The 17,024-nt window shown below is 48.7% G+C and carries 18 protein-coding genes; 17 read left to right on the top strand and 1 reads right to left on the bottom strand.

All coding sequences use genetic code 11. The annotated features are described in order from the left end of the window. The first annotated feature begins 6 nt into the window (after window positions 1-6). The 11 genes from GCU45_RS25520 to GCU45_RS34450 all read left to right on the top strand — a co-directional run bounded on the left by GCU45_RS25520 (window position 7) and on the right by GCU45_RS34450 (window position 10,908). Window positions 7-600: a D-lyxose/D-mannose family sugar isomerase gene (locus GCU45_RS25520; protein WP_152401453.1), complete on the top strand. Its 594-nt coding sequence runs from the start codon at window positions 7-9 to the stop codon at window positions 598-600. 19 nt (window positions 601-619) lie between these two features. After that, a complete protein-coding gene (locus GCU45_RS25525) occupies window positions 620-898 on the top strand; it encodes a DeoR family transcriptional regulator (protein WP_152403323.1) in 279 nt (92 codons plus the stop codon). A gap of 268 nt (window positions 899-1,166) precedes the next feature. Next, the gene (locus GCU45_RS25530; protein WP_152401455.1) at window positions 1,167-2,294 is read left to right on the top strand and encodes an ROK family transcriptional regulator; all 1,128 of its coding nucleotides are present in this window, start codon (window positions 1,167-1,169) and stop codon (window positions 2,292-2,294) included. Window positions 2,295-2,469: 175 nt separating this feature from the next. Then, window positions 2,470-3,432: an ROK family protein gene (locus GCU45_RS25535; protein WP_152401457.1), complete on the top strand. Its 963-nt coding sequence runs from the start codon at window positions 2,470-2,472 to the stop codon at window positions 3,430-3,432. Next, window positions 3,401-4,126 carry a glucosamine-6-phosphate deaminase gene (locus GCU45_RS25540; protein WP_152401460.1) on the top strand — a complete coding sequence of 242 codons (726 nt, stop codon included), beginning with the start codon at window positions 3,401-3,403 and terminating at the stop codon, window positions 4,124-4,126. The genes GCU45_RS25535 and GCU45_RS25540 overlap by 32 nt, the downstream gene beginning before the upstream one ends. A gap of 60 nt (window positions 4,127-4,186) precedes the next feature. Then, on the top strand, window positions 4,187-5,509 hold the full coding sequence (locus tag GCU45_RS25545; RefSeq protein ID WP_167527223.1) for an ABC transporter substrate-binding protein: 1,323 nt from the start codon (window positions 4,187-4,189) through the stop codon (window positions 5,507-5,509). A 95-nt stretch (window positions 5,510-5,604) separates the two neighbouring features. Beyond that, complete coding sequence (locus GCU45_RS25550) at window positions 5,605-6,513, top strand: carbohydrate ABC transporter permease (protein ID WP_152401466.1); 909 nt, start codon at window positions 5,605-5,607, stop codon at window positions 6,511-6,513. Next, window positions 6,513-7,352 carry a carbohydrate ABC transporter permease gene (locus GCU45_RS25555; protein WP_152401468.1) on the top strand — a complete coding sequence of 280 codons (840 nt, stop codon included), beginning with the start codon at window positions 6,513-6,515 and terminating at the stop codon, window positions 7,350-7,352. The genes GCU45_RS25550 and GCU45_RS25555 overlap by 1 nt, the downstream gene beginning before the upstream one ends. Window positions 7,353-7,374: 22 nt before the next feature. Further along, the gene (locus tag GCU45_RS25560; RefSeq protein ID WP_152401470.1) at window positions 7,375-8,760 is read left to right on the top strand and encodes a family 4 glycosyl hydrolase; all 1,386 of its coding nucleotides are present in this window, start codon (window positions 7,375-7,377) and stop codon (window positions 8,758-8,760) included. A gap of 20 nt (window positions 8,761-8,780) precedes the next feature. Then, entirely contained in the window at window positions 8,781-9,455 is a 675-nt protein-coding gene (locus GCU45_RS34445) for a glycoside hydrolase family 3 N-terminal domain-containing protein (protein WP_280117451.1), read from the top strand. Then, the gene (locus GCU45_RS34450; protein WP_280117452.1) at window positions 9,382-10,908 is read left to right on the top strand and encodes a glycoside hydrolase family 3 C-terminal domain-containing protein; all 1,527 of its coding nucleotides are present in this window, start codon (window positions 9,382-9,384) and stop codon (window positions 10,906-10,908) included. Before GCU45_RS34445 ends, GCU45_RS34450 begins: the two co-directional genes overlap by 74 nt. 114 nt (window positions 10,909-11,022) lie before the next feature. Here the strand turns inward: GCU45_RS34450 and GCU45_RS25570 are convergent, their stop codons facing one another. Further along, window positions 11,023-11,826, bottom strand: a complete 804-nt coding sequence (locus tag GCU45_RS25570) for an inositol monophosphatase family protein (RefSeq protein WP_167527224.1) — start codon at window positions 11,824-11,826, stop codon at window positions 11,023-11,025. Window positions 11,827-12,016: 190 nt separating this feature from the next. Here GCU45_RS25570 and GCU45_RS34595 point away from each other — a divergent pair, with 190 nt between their 5' ends. The 6 genes from GCU45_RS34595 (at window position 12,017) to GCU45_RS25600 (ending at window position 16,972) form a co-directional block, all read left to right on the top strand. Further along, window positions 12,017-12,517 carry an ATP-binding cassette domain-containing protein gene (locus GCU45_RS34595; RefSeq protein WP_425281229.1) on the top strand — a complete coding sequence of 167 codons (501 nt, stop codon included), beginning with the start codon at window positions 12,017-12,019 and terminating at the stop codon, window positions 12,515-12,517. Then, window positions 12,514-13,317: a substrate-binding domain-containing protein gene (locus tag GCU45_RS25580; protein ID WP_152401474.1), complete on the top strand. Its 804-nt coding sequence runs from the start codon at window positions 12,514-12,516 to the stop codon at window positions 13,315-13,317. The genes GCU45_RS34595 and GCU45_RS25580 overlap by 4 nt, the downstream gene beginning before the upstream one ends. Before the next feature lie 38 nt (window positions 13,318-13,355). Further along, window positions 13,356-13,844, top strand: a complete 489-nt coding sequence (locus tag GCU45_RS25585; protein WP_152401476.1) for a hypothetical protein — start codon at window positions 13,356-13,358, stop codon at window positions 13,842-13,844. 95 nt (window positions 13,845-13,939) lie between these two features. Next, window positions 13,940-14,485, top strand: coding sequence for an RNA polymerase sigma factor (locus GCU45_RS25590; RefSeq protein WP_152401478.1), 546 nt, complete (start codon window positions 13,940-13,942; stop codon window positions 14,483-14,485). 64 nt (window positions 14,486-14,549) lie between these two features. Beyond that, window positions 14,550-15,209 carry an anti-sigma factor gene (locus GCU45_RS25595; RefSeq protein ID WP_244364257.1) on the top strand — a complete coding sequence of 220 codons (660 nt, stop codon included), beginning with the start codon at window positions 14,550-14,552 and terminating at the stop codon, window positions 15,207-15,209. Between the two features lie 149 nt (window positions 15,210-15,358). Then, the gene (locus GCU45_RS25600; protein ID WP_152401482.1) at window positions 15,359-16,972 is read left to right on the top strand and encodes a GMC family oxidoreductase; all 1,614 of its coding nucleotides are present in this window, start codon (window positions 15,359-15,361) and stop codon (window positions 16,970-16,972) included. Window positions 16,973-17,024 lie beyond the last annotated feature (52 nt).

Consider the following 17,024-nt stretch of genomic DNA (forward strand, 5'->3'; position numbering starts at 1 on the left):
TAAAAGATGAATCTGAAACGAAGTGAGTTCAAACAAGCACAGGCGCGTGCGGCTGAATTATTTGGTCGTGCGGGAATCGTTTTGACGGAAGAGGAGCGGGAAGGTATCGAAATCGCAGGCTTCGGACTTGGAAACCTCGATCTTCAGGGCCTGGAGATTGTCACTTATGTTAATACGGAGCGTTATTGCGCGAAGGAGTTGGCGCTTTTCCCAAAACAGACATGTCCTGAGCATCTTCATCCCCCAGTGAACGGGGAACCTGGCAAAATGGAGACGTTCCGATGCAGATGGGGAACTGTTTACTTGTACGTGGAGGGAACACCGATGAGTAGCATTCATGCGGTCGTTCCCAAAGGAAGCGAACCTGTATATACGGTGTTTCACGAGATTGTTCTCCGTCCTGGTGAGCAATACACGATTCCATCGGGAATGAAGCATTGGTTTCAGGCAGGACCGGAAGGAGCGGTAGTGTCAGAGTTTTCTAGCACGAGTCGAGACGAATTTGACGTTTTTACTGATCCATCGATCGTAAGAATACCTGTCATCGAAGAGGATGAAATGGAACTTCCTTCCGCAGATTACGAAGCGCGCATGAAATAATGATCCTCCGGGCAAAAGCATAAGCGGCCCACCCCGCCGTGACTTAGAGAAGTTAGAGGAATCCAGAAGCGTTAGAAGGACGTATGGCGGGGCGATCTTTGAGGGAAAGGGCATCACGATACAGGAACGCTCAGGTATATTAACGGTAAAGAAAATGCGAATCGGAAGTAAGGCAGCAGCAATTCGACTTGGAGAATCCATTTTCATCGATGGGGGTACAACGACTTTGCAGATAGCGCGCCACATTCCGGCTGGGACGAGTTGCCTGATCCTTAATGGATCAGGCTTTTTATTTTAGTTGGGTTACGGGTAATATCCAGACGTTCTTCTATCTCGCATCGCTCTGAACCGTAGATAACGAAACAAGGACTGGACCAGCAAAATCCGATGCCTCCTCGCCTTTGGGATTCCGAAAGACGAAACAGGAAGGCGTCGCCTGCATCCCTATTTGAATTGTCCGTGTGAAAACGGAGCAAAAAAATAATATCCCTGCAGATCTGTCCATTTGACGGGTTTAATCCTATCGATTACATTAGGCTTAAACCTAATGCAGGGAGAATGGGATTGTGAGAAAAGGAAACTTGGAGCTTTTAAAAAAAATTAATAGGGATCTCGTACTCGAAACGATACGCTCCCAGCAGCCCATCAGCCGTGCTAAAGTCGCACAGCGTCTCAATTTCAGCCGTTCGACAGTTTCGTCCATCGTCGACGAATTAATCGCAAAGAAATTCGTGGTGGAAACCGGTCTCGGGTCATCAACCAGGGAAGGCGGGAGAAGGGCGATCGAGCTCGAATTTAATCCGAAATCCGGTTTCGGGATTGGCGTCGAGCTGATGGCGGACGGGCTGTTTATCTGCATCACGGATTTGGATGGGAACATGGTATGGAAAGATCGATCGGACTTAGGCAACGACTTTAAGACAATCTATGAGTGCATCCTAGCGAGTTTAGATAAAGCGTCTATATCGATGGATAAAGTGATAGCCATTGGATTCTGTATTCCGGGTCTTACCAACAGTAAAAAAGGAATCATTGTGGATGCGCCAGAGCTTGGCTGGAAGGATGTTGCCTTTGTCGACGAAATGAAAAAATACTTGGCCAAGCCCGTCTACGCAAACAACGACGTGAACTGCGCGGCTCTTGGTGAACGTTGGGTCGGCGGGGCCAAGGACCTGGAGAATTTTATCTACATCTCGATCGGAATGGGCTCGGGTGTCGGCAGCGCGATTGTCGCGAATGGCAACCTGGTGCATGGCAAGGATTTCATGGCCGGAGAAATCGCATATCTGATCCAAGAAGAAGACGTCATGCGGAATCAGGTGAATGTAGCTGGACAATTCGGGGTCTTTGAGAAAAAGGTTTCGGGCAAATCGCTCGCTGATGACGAGAGCTCGGTCCAGGCTCTTTTCCGTGCCTATGCACAAGATGATCCCCAATCCGTTCAAACGGTTAGCCATTTCGTTACACACCTATCGATCGGGATCGCCAACATGGTCAGCCTGCTTAACCCCGAGAAAGTGATTCTTGGAGGCGAAATGGCCGGGTATCTGGAGCCCGTGTTAGCCGAAATCCGTTCCACCGTTGACCGGATGACCCCGATTCGAACGACAGTAGAGACTTCACAAATGGGTGTAGAAGCTGGAGTCCTTGGTGTTATCGCTTACGCCTTTGATCAGGAACAAAACGTTATTTAGGAGCGGTTTGCTCACAAACTTAATTCATCATGCGGTTGGTTCGAATGTAGAACCAACCGCATTTTTTTATTGACATCCCTATGAAATCGGTTTATTATTCGTTTTAGTTAGTACGTACACAGAACAAACTAACTTAAAACAGCGGAAACTGGGGTGCCGACAGAGTGATTAAACAGTGAAAAGGAACAATGCACAGCTGTCTCAAGCTGAACAGTTATACGGTGTCGGAGTCGATATCGGCGGAACGAAGATCATGATTCTGATCGCTAACCAAGCCGGCGATATCGTACACAGGAAAAAAGTGAACACCAGCGGCGAATTTGATGTTATTTCTGAGCATATCAAGGAAAGTCTGCGCGCCGCCGGCATCTCTCTGGATCAAGTGGCCGCCATGGGCTTCGGGGTTCCGGGCATTACCAACAGCGAGGAAGGCAGCGTGATTGAGGCGCCTGCGCTGCAGTGGGATCATGTACCGTTTCGGGAATGTATGCAGCGGTACTTCGACAAGCCGATTTTCGTTGACAACGATGTCAATTGTACAGCACTTGGCGAGAAGTGGCTTGGCTCAGCGAAAAACTCGGAAGATTTTGTCGTCGTAGCGATCGGAACGGGCGTGGGCAGTGCGATCATTGCGAACGGATCGCTGGTGAAGGGCAGCAACCATATGGCCGGGGAAGTCGCGTATTTGGTTGTCGAGCAGGACATGCTCGGTGATCGTGTTAACGCTTTCGGCGATTTCGGCCAATTTGAGAAGAAGATCTCAGGAGTTGCCTTATCACAATACGGTGCGTTGCCTCATGAACTATTCGAGCAATACGCCCGCGGTGACGAGAAGTCGAAAGGGATCGTCCAACAGTTCGTGACAGATTTGTCGATCGGGATTGCCAACATGGTGAGTCTGCTTAATCCCCAGAAGGTCATTCTTTGCGGTGGAGTCTCACAATCGTTGGAACCGGTGCTCGAACTTATTCGCTCAACGGTGTCGAGCTTGACGCCGATTCCCACTTCGATCGAATTGACTTCCATCGGGGAAGAAGCAGGGGCCATCGGAGCAGTCGCGCTAGCATTTGAAAAAGCAGGTATGGATTTAAACAGGGGGGATTGGCATGAAAACGCATATCGCACGCAATTATCATGAAATGTCGTCACAAGCCGCCGAAATGATTATTCATCAAATCAGGCAAAAACCTGACTTGCTGGTTTGCTTTGCTGCCGGCAATACTCCGCTCGGCACGTTCTCCTGTTTGGTAGAAGCGGTGCACCAGGGAAGGCTAAGCCTTGATCAGTGCAAATTTATCAGTCTGGACGAATGGGTTGGCCTAGGAGCTTCGGATGAAGGAAGCTGTCGGGAGACGATGGACCGCCATTTATTTGAACCTTGCGGAATTAAGGAGCAAAATATCCATTTCTTTAACGGGACCAGCAATGATCTGGAAGCGGAATGCAAGGCGATGGACGAATTCATCGGGGCACACGGAACGATTGATTTATTACTGCTCGGCGTTGGATTGAACGGTCATTTGGGCTTTAACGAACCCTATGCCGACTTTGAAGGGTATTCGTATGTGACGGACCTCGACTCTACTACGAAGCAGGTTTCTGTGAAATACTTTCCGGATCAGAAGGACGTCCAAAAGGGCATTACACTCGGGATCAAACATCTAATGCAGGCCGGTACTGTGATTCTAATCGCGGACGGAGACAAAAAAGCGGATATCATGAGAAAGGCTCTTAAGCACGAGGTGACGAGCGAGATACCGGTCACGGTTCTGCAGCGCCATCCCAATGTCTACGTCTACATGGACGAGGCAGCCGCAGCGTTGGTTCGCTGAAAAGCGAACCCCACGGCTAGGCAGTAAACTATTTTAGAGATGAGAAGAGGGGGCATTCCAATGTCTAAAATGAAAGCGAGTCTTTTATTCGTCAGTTTGACCGTCATGATTGTCAGCCTTTTTGGTTGCGGTTCCAATGGGGGAAATTCGGCTGGGTCTTCTTCCGGCGGCTCATCCGGTTCAGGCAAAATTACGTTGAACGTCACTTCCTCCATGACCGACGAGGCCCGGGTCAATATCATGAATGAAACGATCAAGATCTTCAACAAGACACATCCCGACGTCACCATTGAATACAACCCTAGTCCATGGTCTGAATATACGCAAAACCTAAAGCTGTCCTTCAATTCCGGCGCAGGTCAGGATATCGTCTACGTCGACGATACCATGCAGCAGATGCTGCAGAAAAATAATTATTTGATGGACATTACTGACGATATAAAGAGCCGAGGCTGGATCGACAAAGAAGTAAACGGAGCGATTGACTTCCAAAACGCCAGGACGCCGGGCAAGTACTACAGCGTTCCGTTTGCGAATGCTCCCATCGTTGTTTACTACAACAAAGACATTTTTTCGAAGCTGAATTTGACGCCGCCGAAGACGGTGGACGAATTTAACGCGATTCTGGCCAAGGTCAAGGAAGCCGGATACATTCCATTGGAGAATGGCGGTATGACCAATAGAACGAAAATATGGGCAGTGTTCCACATGCTGTATAACCAGGTGCCGGTGGACGATATCAATAAGTTCTACTTCCAGCAAGGTATTACGCCTAAGTTCGAGCAAGCGTTTACGGTAGCGCTGAGCCAAATTAACGAATGGGATAAAAGCGGATATTTTCGGAAGGAAGACGCGTCAATCGACGACACGGCGGTGCCGACCTATTTTGCGAAGGGACAGTCCGCGATGGTCCTCAGTGGCAACTGGGTCATCCCGACTTTTGATGACACAAAGATGCCGATCGGAGCATTTGCCTTCCCTCAGCAAGATGTGAACAGCAAGGAACACCGGATCGTAAATCCAACAGATGGCGGATGGGCGCTGAACGCCAATCTAAGCGGTGAAAAAAAGCAAGCGGCACTGGATTTCATAGACACGTTCATGAACCCGGATGTCGTCAAGCTTTGGTATGAAGGCGGTATGACACCAACGATCAAAGCAGACATGTCTGGGGTTGAGGCTTCCGACTTGAAGAGAGACTTCGATCAGGCCATTGAAGGCACTCAACTGGGCTACTACCTCGACAATGCCGTTCCGGGACTGCTCGATATTATCAACAAACAAATGCAGTTAATGTACTTCCAGAAAACCACACCTGAGAAGGCATGGAATGAGATTAAGCAGGAGTACAACAAGCTGACCGAGGCAGCTCAAGGACAGTAGGCACAATGAAATTATGACAAGATGCCCTTTAACCCGTCTGGGTTAAGGGGTATCCATCCCGCAAGATTGAGGTGATCTTAGTGAGACAAGAAGCCATGCCCCAGCAAAGGCGTACGTTCAGACGAAGAGGAGCCGAGAAGACCAATCCGCTGGCGTACTTGTTCCTTCTGCCGGCATTTGCCATGCTGGCTCTCTTCATGATTTGGCCGGCGCTGCAAACGGTTTATATCAGCATGACGAACTGGGATGGGATTAGTCCGAAGAAGTTTATCGGATTACAAAATTATATTCATCTGTTTACCGACGAGCCTATGTTCTTGCAGGCGATCAAGAACACGCTGCTGTGGGTCGTTGGCGGCGCGACGATTCCCGTCGGACTGGGTCTTATTTTTGCTAATTTGCTTGTTCGTGGGAATATCCGATTCACGAAGTGGTTCCAAATGGGCTTTTTCTTCCCACAGATTATCTCTTCCGTTATTGCAGCGGTGATCTGGAAGTGGATTTACGATCCAAGCTTTGGTCCGCTGTCCACGATTCTGGATCATCTCGGCATCGCACGGCCGATGACCGGCTGGCTTGGTAATCCTGATCTTGTCATGTACGCTCTGTTTGTCATTTTCGTATGGGGCAGCTTCGGCTATACAACGATGCTCTTCACTGCAGCACTGCAGAGCGTGGATTCGCAATTGTACGACGCCGCAAATATTGACGGCTGCAGCGCTTGGGGCCAGTTCTGGAACGTCACCATTCCCGGTCTGCGGCAAACGATGACGACGGTCATCATCCTGATGACGATCAGTTCCTTCAGCGTGTTTGACATCGTTATGGCCACCACCAAAGGCGGACCGGGATACAGCTCGTACGTCATTTCCTATTATGTCTACACGCAAGGCTTTATTGTCAATCGGTTGGGGTTTGCAGCGGCCGCTTCCATTATTATGACGTTATTTATTCTCATCGTTTCGAGAACCATCATTTGGATGAGAGAAAGGGATCAAAGCTGATGAATATGACCCGATCTTTGCTTTTGCGACGCACACTTGTCTATGCCTTCATGATCTGCACGGCGCTGTTGACGGTCGCTCCGTTTCTGCTCGTCATCAGCACATCACTAAAAACGATGAACGATATCAACATGGACGGCCCCTTAGCGCTGCCGCATGTTTTCCATTGGGAGAATTATTCTCGTATCTGGGAAGTCGGCAATTTTCTTACCTATTATAAGAATAGCGTCATCGTTACCGTCGTGGTCGTTGTGTTGGTCGTCTTGTTGTCTATGCTCGGCGCTTATCCATTTGCGTTCATGAAATTCAGGGGCAAGAGCATATTTTTCCTGATCGTCCTCTGGGGATTAACGGTTCCTTTGGATTTGATCATCATTCCGTTGTTCAACAATTTAAGGTCCATGGGCTTGCTGAATACGATTTGGGCACTCATTCTGCCGCAAATCGCGATGAATATTCCGTTCTCCATTTTTCTGCTGAGAGGGTTTATGAAAGACATCCCTTATGCCCTGTTGGAATCAGCCCGGATCGACGGCTCGACTGAAGCGAAAAATTTGTATCATATTATCATGCCGATGCTGTATCCACCCATGGTATCCCTCATCGTGTTTACGGCAATCGGAACATGGAACAACTTTATGCTTCCGACCATTTTGATCCAGAATGACGCATTGAGAACGCTGCCGGTCGGACTAAATTATTTTCAAACCAAGTTCACCATGGATTATCCCATGATTGCCACGGCTGCCGTTGTTTCGGCCCTTCCGGCTGCGCTGGCTTACATCATCTTCCAACGCAAGATTATTTCAGGCGTCATGGTGGGTGCTTTGAAAGAATAGATCACAAAGGAGTTGTTTAACGATGAAAAAGATGAAGATTGCGTTAATCGGAGCGGGAAGCGTCTCGTTCGCCTTGGGAGCCCTGCAGGATATCGTTCTGTCTCCACGGCTCAGAAACGAAGCGGAACTTGAAATCGCACTCATGGATATTAGCGAGGAGAACGTCAACCGGACGTATCGATATGCGAAGGAAATGTTTGATTCTTTTTCCCATCCGGCTTCAATCTGGCAGACGACGAATCTGGAGCAAGCGCTGCAGGGTGCCGACTTCGCCATTGTTGCGATCGAGGTGGAGCGTTACTTCTACTGGTCTCAGGATTTCCACATTCCACGCCGCTTCGGCAGCAAGCAAATCTACGGGGAGAACGGCGGACCCGGATCGATGTTCCATACGCTCCGCAATCTTGGGCCCATGCTCGAAATTGCCCGGACGATGGAAAAAGTATGCCCGGACGCCTGGTTCATTAACTACACGAATCCGGAAGCAAAATTGGTTGAGGCCATTTCCAAGTTGACTTCCATTAAGATTGTGGGCCTCTGCCACGGTTTGGATATGGGCATTCATCAATTGTGCGAGTTTCTGGAGCGGAAGCCGGAAGAAATCGGCATCGAAGGCGGCGGCTTGAACCACTTCGGCTTCTTTACGAAGATTTGGGACAAGAAGACGGGTGAAGATCTGTATCCGTTGTTCCGCGAAAAAGAGAGCAAAGCTAATCGCCTGGCACAGTTCGATCATATCGGGCTGTCAAGAGCGATGTATCACATTTACGGCTATTATCCATACCCGGGGACGAACCATTCCGGTGAATACGTATCTTATGCAGACGATTTTTATGCAGGGCTGTCGCTGCAGTATCGCTATAATCCGATTCGGGAGCAGCTGTGGAAGGAAGGCTCGAGAACGCCGGATTTTGTCTATGCTGCGAGCGGCAGCAGCCTGGACAAAGGACTGTTCGACAGTGTGCAATCGCAGGAAAGCTGGGTTAAACAAGCTTACACGTTCGATAAAGAAAAAGTTAGTCCGAGCAACGAATACGCCATTCCGATCATTGAGGCGATCTTTTTCGATGACGAGGTGCAGATCAATTCCGTGAACTTGCCGAACAACGGCGCTATCCGCGGTCTTCCCGACGATATGGTGGTTGAGACGCAGGCGTTCGTCAACGGGCAAGGTATCGCACTGAAGCCGATGACCGTTGACCTGCCGACGGCGGTGATTGGCACGATTCACATTCAAGGCACCATTCACAAGCTGCTGCTCGAAGCGTTCGTTGAAAAGTCGAAGACGAAGCTGCTGCAAGCGATTCTGCTCGATCCAAGCGCGCCAACTTATTATCAGGCCTGCGCGATGATCGACGAAATGTGCGAGCTCCAAAAGGACATTTTGCCCGCCCTCGAATGGGTGTAATCCGGAAGAGAGGCCTTACGATGGATAATAACCGATTGAAAGAGTTACTGGCGTCCATGACGCTGAAAGAAAAGTTCGGACAGTTGTCGCAAATTACGGGCGAGCTTTACGTTGGCCAAGTCGACGAGGAAATGGTGGAGACTGGACCCGCCTACCCGCAGCACATCCTGGACGAGGACACGATCTACACGATCGGCAGCGTCATTGGCGCCTCCGGCGCCGAAACGACCAATCGGATTCAGGCAGAGTACCTGCAGCGCTCCCGGTTGAAAATCCCCTTGCTCTTCATGCACGACGCGATTCACGGTTACCGGACGATTTTCCCGATCCCCCTCGGCCTGTCCTGCAGTTGGGATGAGCAGCTGGTGAAACTGGTGGCTGAAGAGACAGCTTCCGAGCTGCGGGCGGCCGGCATCCACGTCAACTTCTCACCGATGACGGATCTAGTCAGGGACGCCCGCTGGGGCCGGGTCATGGAATCGTTCGGCGAGGACCCTTTGCTATCCGGCAACCTGGGCAGAGCCATGATCCGCGGGTATCAGAAAATCCTCCGCGATGGGCGAATCGCCCCGGACGGCGTCGCTGCCTGCCTGAAGCATTTTGCAGCGTACGGAGCGGGAGTTGCGGGGGAAAGATTACAATGCCGTCGATATGTCCATGCGGGAATTTTTCGAGTTCTACGGCAAACCTTATGAGATCGCGCTGCAGGAACGGCCGAAATTGGTCATGAGCTCGTTTAACAGTTTCAATGGGGTGCCGGTAACAGCCAGCTCCGAAATGCTCAAGGAAATTCTGAGAGGCCAGTACGGATTTGAGGATTTGGTCATCTCTGACTGGGGCGCAGTTACCGAGCTGCAGAAGCACCGCGTGGCCCGAGACGGTAAAGAAGCTGCCGAATTGGCGCTGGAAGCGGGCGTCGACATTGAGATGGTTTCGACGCATTACCTGGAGCATTTTGAGGCCATCGTTGCAGAGCGGCCGGAACTGCTGGAGGACGTGGACGCGGCCGTGATGAAGGTACTGCGACTCAAAAACGAACTGGGCCTGTTTGAAAATCCATTCGCGGACGAAGCCAATGAAGACGAGGTTATTCTGAATCCGGTTTCCCTTGCGCTCGCTGAAGAAGCGGGCATACGAAGCTGCGTTTTGCTGAAGAACGAGAATGAGATACTACCGCTGCGTCCGGAGCACCGAAACATTATTCTTGTTGGACCGTTCGCTCGCACGCGAGAGCTGCTAGGGAATTGGGCCTGCAAAGGCCGCTTCCGCGATGCCGTATCGCTGGAAGAAGGTTTACAACAGGCAGATGACTCGCTGTCGGTCGCTACTTTTGCTACGCTGGAGGATTGCCCGAAAGAGGTGCTGGACCGATGTGATTACATCGTCGTGGCGATCGGCGAGTATTGGGAGCAAAGTGGAGAGGGACACAGCAGCGTCAAACTCGAGCTGGAAGACAAGCAAAAGCAGCTGATTCAGGATGTAAAGAAAACCGGGCTGCCGTATGCCTGCGTTTGCTTCTCCGGCCGGCCGCTGGCGCTGCAGGATATCGTCGACGATATGCCAGCGTTGCTATGGTGCTGGTACCCGGGGACAAGGGCAGGGGTGGCTGTTGCAAAGCTTCTGACCGGTCAAGCGACTCCAACAGGTAAGCTGACGATGTCATTCCCCCGCGTTTCGGCACAGACGCCGATTTATTACAACGAGTACAGCACGGGCCGGCCAGCCAACACATCCAGCTACAGCAGCCGGTATCAGGATTGCGAAATCGGACCGCTGTTCCCGTTTGGCCATGGGTTAACCTACGCTCAAGCGACCTATTCGGACTTCGTTATATCAGGCAGCCGAATCACGGAGACCGAGGATTTGTGGGTGACCTTTCAGATAAATAATCCCAGCCAATACGAATACTCGGAGATCGTCATCCTGTATATTGAAGATGTCGTATCCAGGACGGTTCGTCCGGTTCGGGAAATGAAGGCTTACCAGGTCGTTCCGGTTCCGGCTTATGGTTCCGCGAACGTCGAGATGCCCATCACCTTGGAGGACTTGAGATATGTAGATGCCGATTTGAGGAAGACGGTTGAACCGGGAGAATTCCGGGTCTACATAAACGATCTTGAACATCCGGTATTTGCGTTCGAATATTGAGCCATGCGGTCAAACAGAAGCCATTTAAACTTTTAATGTAAACAAGCAAAAGACTATCCGATAACGGATAGTCTTTTGTACTATTCATTGGACACTTTATATTTTGTTAGAGTCTCAAAAATACAAAACGGCTTTGGAAATTCCTAATATCTCTTGGTGGAGGTCTTTTCCGGCAGCAAGAATGCTGGTGCCAGGGAGGTATACCTTAACCGGTTCTCCGTTTAAACAAGTCACGGTACCGCCTGATTCTTCGATTAGCAATTTACCGGCAGCAAAATCCCACGGCTTTTGGTAAGAACTAAAATACGCATCAAATCGCCCGCAAGCCACGTAGGCTAATTCCAGAGAGCCGCATCCGGTCATGCGGATTCCTCTGGAGCCATTAGCTATTTGGTGTACAAACCGATCCAATCCAAGCTCTTTTTCTTCCTGGTCATATCGAATGTATGTCGCAATTAATGATCTGGATAATTCCGCTGATTCAGTATGAATCCATAGTCGCTGGTTGTTCAGATAAGCACCGGAGCCTTTTTCTGCCCAGAAAAGCTCTTCCTTAACAGGATCATACACAGCCCCGCATAACCCTTGACCATTCCGGTACAAAGCGATCGAGATGGCAAAACTCTGCTTCTGATGCACATAGTTTGTTGTCCCGTCGATGGGATCAATAACCCAAACGAGATCGTCCTGCTCAAAAGCATCTCCGCTGTAACTTTCTTCTCCCATGATTTTGTGATGGGGGTAACTTTCATGGATTCGTTGTGCTGCTGTATGTTCATTTTGACGGTCTACGAATGTGACTAATTCTTTATGAGATCCTTTCAAACCGGCATCCAAGTGTCCTTCTAAGTGAAGCAAACTATTTTTTCCTAATTCGATTACGATTTCTTTAAGTAATTGGAGATACGGATTGGACATTTGAAAAACCTCCGGGCAAGTTTTTGAAATGCTTTGTGATGACGGACGAATGTGTACTTTTAGACCAGGTACCATTTTTTACTATCATAATATATTAAAAGTAAGACTATAAGGATTTATATTGCTAGAGTGGAAAATTTGGTCAAGTCTTATGGTCAAGAAACAATTTTAAATAATATGAATTGCTCCTTTGGAAGAAAAGATGCGGTTGTTTTGCTCGCCCCAGCGGAATTACCTGGAGAAGGTAGGATTAGCTGAGAAATGGAATCATAGAGCTGACAGCTTGAGCGGCGGGCAAATGCAAAGGGCGGCCATTGCGAGAGCCTTAGTTCAGCGTCCGACAATACTGCTTGTCGATGAAGGTCGTATTCTCTTGTTATTACACAAGGGAAGTCGAAATGTCGTCTTTTTTTTCTATTTTTATCACATTGGAAGTTCAGACCATGTGCTGAATGAGCATGATCATATCCAGAATGTGAAAGTAGTGACATCAATCCTGGACAACCAAGGCAGACTCGTTGGGCCAGAAAGCATGATCGGAATTGTTACGGCTGAAGGGGAGCAGTTCCTGCCAATATGGCTGATTTTCCATCTAACTATTTTACAATTACAATCAAACCGTTTACAGCCTCCCTTCGTTTCCTTTAACAGTACCGGAAAAATCATGTGTGAAATGGAGGAAGAATCATGACGAAAACCGTGTTCCTGTCAGTTCTACTGCTGCTTGTCTTTACGGCTGCCGGATTGTCAGCCTATGCAAAAATGGACAATAAGCCGGCGTCCCAGGCGACACCAAATTCCAGCCAAAGTGATCATGTCATCCGGGTGTACGGGCCGGGCGGACCACTTGGACCGATCAAAGAAGCTGCTGAACATTTTACAGTTGAAAAGGGTATCAAAGTGGAAGTAACAGCCGGACCAGAGGGCAATTGGATTGGCCAGGCAAAGCAAAATGCAGATATTATTTTCGGTGGCTCCGAGTACATGCTGCAGGACTTCATCTTTAACCACCCCGATATGATCGACACTAAATCACGAACGGAGCTTTACCCGCGTGCAGCGGGAATATTGGTGAGGAAAGGAAATCCTAAGAAGATTGAAAGCCTGGAGGATTTAACGAAAAAGGGAGTAAAAATAATCGATGTGAATGGGGCCGGCCAGCTTGGCCTGTGGGAAGACCTGGCAGGCGGAAAAGGGCTGATCGAAGGAATCTCCCAAAATATTAACCTTTCCGTAAAGTCGAGTGCCGAAGCCATTGAAAGATGGAAATCAAATTCCAGCCTGGACGCCTGGATTACCTATGAATCGTGGCATTACCGGCTCCAGGATGTGACTGACCTGGTCGAACTGCCTGACGAAGAAAAACTCTATCGTGGAACGCCGATCGCCCTGACGAATCTCACCGATCAGAAAAAAGAGGCCATGCAATTTATTGATTATTTAAGAACGGAAGAATCTCACCAAATCTTTCAAAAATGGGGCTGGATGTAAGGATAAGCCTTGAATCTAAAAAACGGGGAGGTACTTACATGAAAAAAGGAATTTTTACCCTTGTGATCCTATCGATTATTTTTGCTTTGGCTGCCTGCGGAAAAAGCACTGAGGAAAAAACAGAGACGGGTCAACCCGATCAAGCCCAAACGGATCAAACTAAATCGGAAAAAGCTCCGGCTGACAGCCTCCGGCTTTTGGAGAATGAGAAAGCTGGAAAGTACCTGGCGGATCCACAGGGAAGGGCCCTGTATTACTTTAAAAAGGACGAAGCAGGAAAAAGCAATTGTAGCGGAGAATGCCTGGCAAACTGGCCGGCATTTACCCAGGAGGATTTCACCGTCCCGGAAGGTTTTGACAAAAAGGATTTTGATACGATCACAAGAGAAGACAACGGGGAGAAGCAGGTCACGTATAAAGGCTTTCCTCTCTATTATTTCGCAAAAGACAAGCAAGAAGGGGATGTAAACGGACAAGGAGTAAAAGATATATGGTTTGTCATAAACAGCGAAACAAAATTTGAATAAACCTGCCAGGGAACGATCAGTCGCGGTCGTTCCTCTCTTTTCTTTTAGAATAGAAAAATTGCAATGAATTTTTATCCAATAGCAGGGAGTGCCATATGAAAGAAAAACACGATGCGGAATTAATGAGATTGGTAAACGAAAACCACCGTCACGCATTAGAAGAGCTTTATGATCGATATATAAAGCTTGTCTACAGCTTTGTTATGAAGTTTTGCAATGGAAATGAGGATAAGACGAAAGAGATTATTCAGTTGGTCTTTTTGAGGCTATGGACAACAAACAGCCAATACGACCCCGCTCAAGGGAGCTTTGTTAATTGGCTCCTCACGATTACCCGTAATATTTGCATTGACTACCTTCGCAAAGAGAAGAGGCATACGCAGTACCATCAAGAGGAACATGAAGAGATCGCCGATCCTGACAATGAAATCGAGCAACGAGTAAATACGAATAATATTGCGATGGCGAAAAACAAATTGCCGATGGCGCAAAGAAAATTAATCGATTTGCTTTATTGGAAAGGGTACTCTCTTTCAGAGATCGCCAAGCTGGAACAAGAGCCGCTCGGCACAATTAAAAGCAGACTTCACCAGGCTCTTAAAGGATTGAGAAAGCATCTGGAACCGGAGGAGATAAAATAAAATGAAAAGAGAGTGCGACCATTTAATTCCATATATAGCGAATGAGCTCAAGGAGAGCGAACACATGGCCTTTGTTGAACATTTAAAGAATTGTACGGATTGCAAGAAAGAATATCAGGAATTGTCCCAGGCATGGCATGCTTTGCCGTTTGATTATACCGAAATCGAGGTGCCTGAATCGCTAAAAGGTGAGGTGCTGGGGTTTGTTTTTGATCACAAAAGGAGAAGCGTTCCGGAAACATTCATGACTAAGATGAGCAAGCTGGCCATGATGCTCAAAAGCCAGTTCACTCCAGTTTCAGCCAGTATCGTGGTCGTCTTGTTGCTCGCGATTATTGGCTTTGGAATAGCGAATGTACAGGACAAAAATCGCCATGCCGAAAATATCCCTATTGAAATTTTAGCGGCCATTCCCTTAAAAGCAGCCAATCACAGCCACCCGGGAACAAACGGCATCGCCTATATTGTCCAGCAGGGATCAGAGAAAAATTTGGTGGTGCAGGTACACGAATTGCCCAGCGTCGAAGCTTCACAGGTTTACCAGGTTTGGCTGCTGAAAAACGGCACAAGGGAAAATGGCGGCATATTCAAGCCGGACTTACACGGATCCGGAATACTGACCTACCAGCTCGCCGCAGGGCAGACCTTTGATCAAATCGGTATCACCGTTGAACCGGACGCCAACAGCAACCAGCCAAGAGGAGAAAAAATAGCCGGGTCATAGATGGTATCTTATCGATGTCCTTTTTCGTTTGTCTACCTGAAGGGGATAACACCATTGCTCCACGGAATTCCCTTTTCTTATTGGCTCAGGAACCTAGGACAGGTCAATGTAATATCCTTACATTAGACCATATAACAAGGAGAGCTTAGATGAGCCGGAAATTAACCTTTGATTATATTATCGTAGGAACGGGTCCTGCTGGCGCCGTCATCGCCAAAACATTAAGTGATCATAAAGAAGTATCGGTTCTTGTCCTGGAGGCCGGTGGGAACAACGATAAAGACACCCCCATTAGGGACTCTACATTCGCACTGGAATTGGAAGAACAGTTCTTTCCCCAATATTTTTGGCAGGGGGAAGGGGTTCCGCAAGAGGAGCTGGATGAACGGGCATTTGAATGGACAACAGGACGCCTTTTAGGCGGAGGGTCATCGATTAACGGTGAGCAGTATGTACGTCCTACATCAGCCGTTTTCAGGGAATGGGAAAAGCTCTTAGGTCCGCTGTGGTCACCTAGACGGGCCATTCGCCGATTCAAGAAATTAGAGAAGTATAACGGAGAAACCGATGATCTAAACGCCCGTGGATTCAATGGACGGATCGATATTAGGCAGGCACCGGTAGACCCCACGTCTATGGCGGAAAAGCTCACTACAGCTATTGAGAAAGCTACAGGCTATCCGGAGATCCTTGACTATAACGATCCTAAAACTCCCCTGGGTCCATTTACCCGCTGGCAGTTGTATCAAAAACCAAATGGCCGAAGGGAAAATTCCTCCGCAGCCTTTCTCTCCCCGGACATCATGACGCCTTCCGGCCGCGGTGTAGACGGCAGGAAACTAAAAGTGTTCTTTAATTCAACGGCTCTGCGCGTGCTTTTTGACAAGAAACGCGCCACAGGGGTCGAATTCCTGAAGGAAGGAAGACGCATTCGTGCTTACGCTCAAAAAAAGGTCATCATATCTGCGGGCATCAATAGCGCTCAGCTATTAATGCTGTCCGGAATAGGCCCGGCTGCTCTACTTAAAGAAGCTGGGATCCCAGTGGTTTTCAGTAACCCGAACGTAGGGAAGAGATTGAGAAATCACACGCTTAACACTGCGGTGTTCACTACGAATCCGAACGATTCTGCCCTGCCTGCGAATGACCCGGCTGCACTTTATACAGGGGGAGCCTTTTTGCCTGATCCGACGGGTGTAAACAGCAATCGCCGGGCGGTTCAACTGATTGGCATTGGTTCTGACAGCACGTTAACTTTAGCGGTTCTTTACTTGCGCCCCAAGAGCCGCGGCTCGATTAAGATACAGAACAAGGATCCGCTTAAAATCGTGCTTGCGGATGAAGGATTTCTCGCCAATCCGGATGACATGGAAGCCGTTAAAAATATTTTTAGAACCTATGTGAAAAATATAGCCGCAGAACTCGCATCCATCGATCCGTCGTACCAGCTTGTTTCACCGACACTGGATATGATTGAGGACGACGCCCAATTGGAGGAGTATATTAAACAGAATTTCGACCATAATCACCACCAGCAAAGCTCCCTTCGTATGGCTCCGTTAAAAAAGGGAGGGGTAGTGGATCGAACAGGCCATGTGCATGGGGTAGAGGATTTGATCGTTGCCGACGCTTCCATCATTCCATTTACGGTGGACGGTAATACATCCGCCGCTACTTTCCTTATTGGGTATACGATTGCCAGGCAATTGGTCTCACCGGATAAAAAAGGCAGAAGACAGCCATCCGAGGGCGACGAAGAGTAATGGCCCCAACTTATTCATAAATAACGCCTAAGTCCCCGAGCTCGAAAGCTCG

The sequence above is a fragment of the Paenibacillus cellulositrophicus genome (genome assembly GCF_009363095.1).
GTDB classification, from domain to species: Bacteria; Bacillota; Bacilli; order Paenibacillales; family Paenibacillaceae; genus Paenibacillus_AQ; species Paenibacillus_AQ favisporus.

Coding starts and splice junctions, on each gene's coding strand:
- GCU45_RS25520 (WP_152401453.1), top strand. CDS start 7: ATGAATCTGAAACGAAGTGAGTTCAAACAAGCACAGGCGCGTGCGGCT.
- GCU45_RS25540 (WP_152401460.1), top strand. CDS start 3,401: ATGAAAACGCATATCGCACGCAATTATCATGAAATGTCGTCACAAGCC.
- GCU45_RS25545 (WP_167527223.1), top strand. CDS start 4,187: ATGTCTAAAATGAAAGCGAGTCTTTTATTCGTCAGTTTGACCGTCATG.
- GCU45_RS25550 (WP_152401466.1), top strand. CDS start 5,605: ATGCCCCAGCAAAGGCGTACGTTCAGACGAAGAGGAGCCGAGAAGACC.
- GCU45_RS25555 (WP_152401468.1), top strand. CDS start 6,513: ATGAATATGACCCGATCTTTGCTTTTGCGACGCACACTTGTCTATGCC.
- GCU45_RS25560 (WP_152401470.1), top strand. CDS start 7,375: ATGAAAAAGATGAAGATTGCGTTAATCGGAGCGGGAAGCGTCTCGTTC.
- GCU45_RS34445 (WP_280117451.1), top strand. CDS start 8,781: ATGGATAATAACCGATTGAAAGAGTTACTGGCGTCCATGACGCTGAAA.
- GCU45_RS25570 (WP_167527224.1), bottom strand. CDS start 11,826: ATGTCCAATCCGTATCTCCAATTACTTAAAGAAATCGTAATCGAATTA.
- GCU45_RS25580 (WP_152401474.1), top strand. CDS start 12,514: ATGACGAAAACCGTGTTCCTGTCAGTTCTACTGCTGCTTGTCTTTACG.
- GCU45_RS25585 (WP_152401476.1), top strand. CDS start 13,356: ATGAAAAAAGGAATTTTTACCCTTGTGATCCTATCGATTATTTTTGCT.
- GCU45_RS25590 (WP_152401478.1), top strand. CDS start 13,940: ATGAAAGAAAAACACGATGCGGAATTAATGAGATTGGTAAACGAAAAC.
- GCU45_RS25595 (WP_244364257.1), top strand. CDS start 14,550: ATGGCCTTTGTTGAACATTTAAAGAATTGTACGGATTGCAAGAAAGAA.
- GCU45_RS25600 (WP_152401482.1), top strand. CDS start 15,359: ATGAGCCGGAAATTAACCTTTGATTATATTATCGTAGGAACGGGTCCT.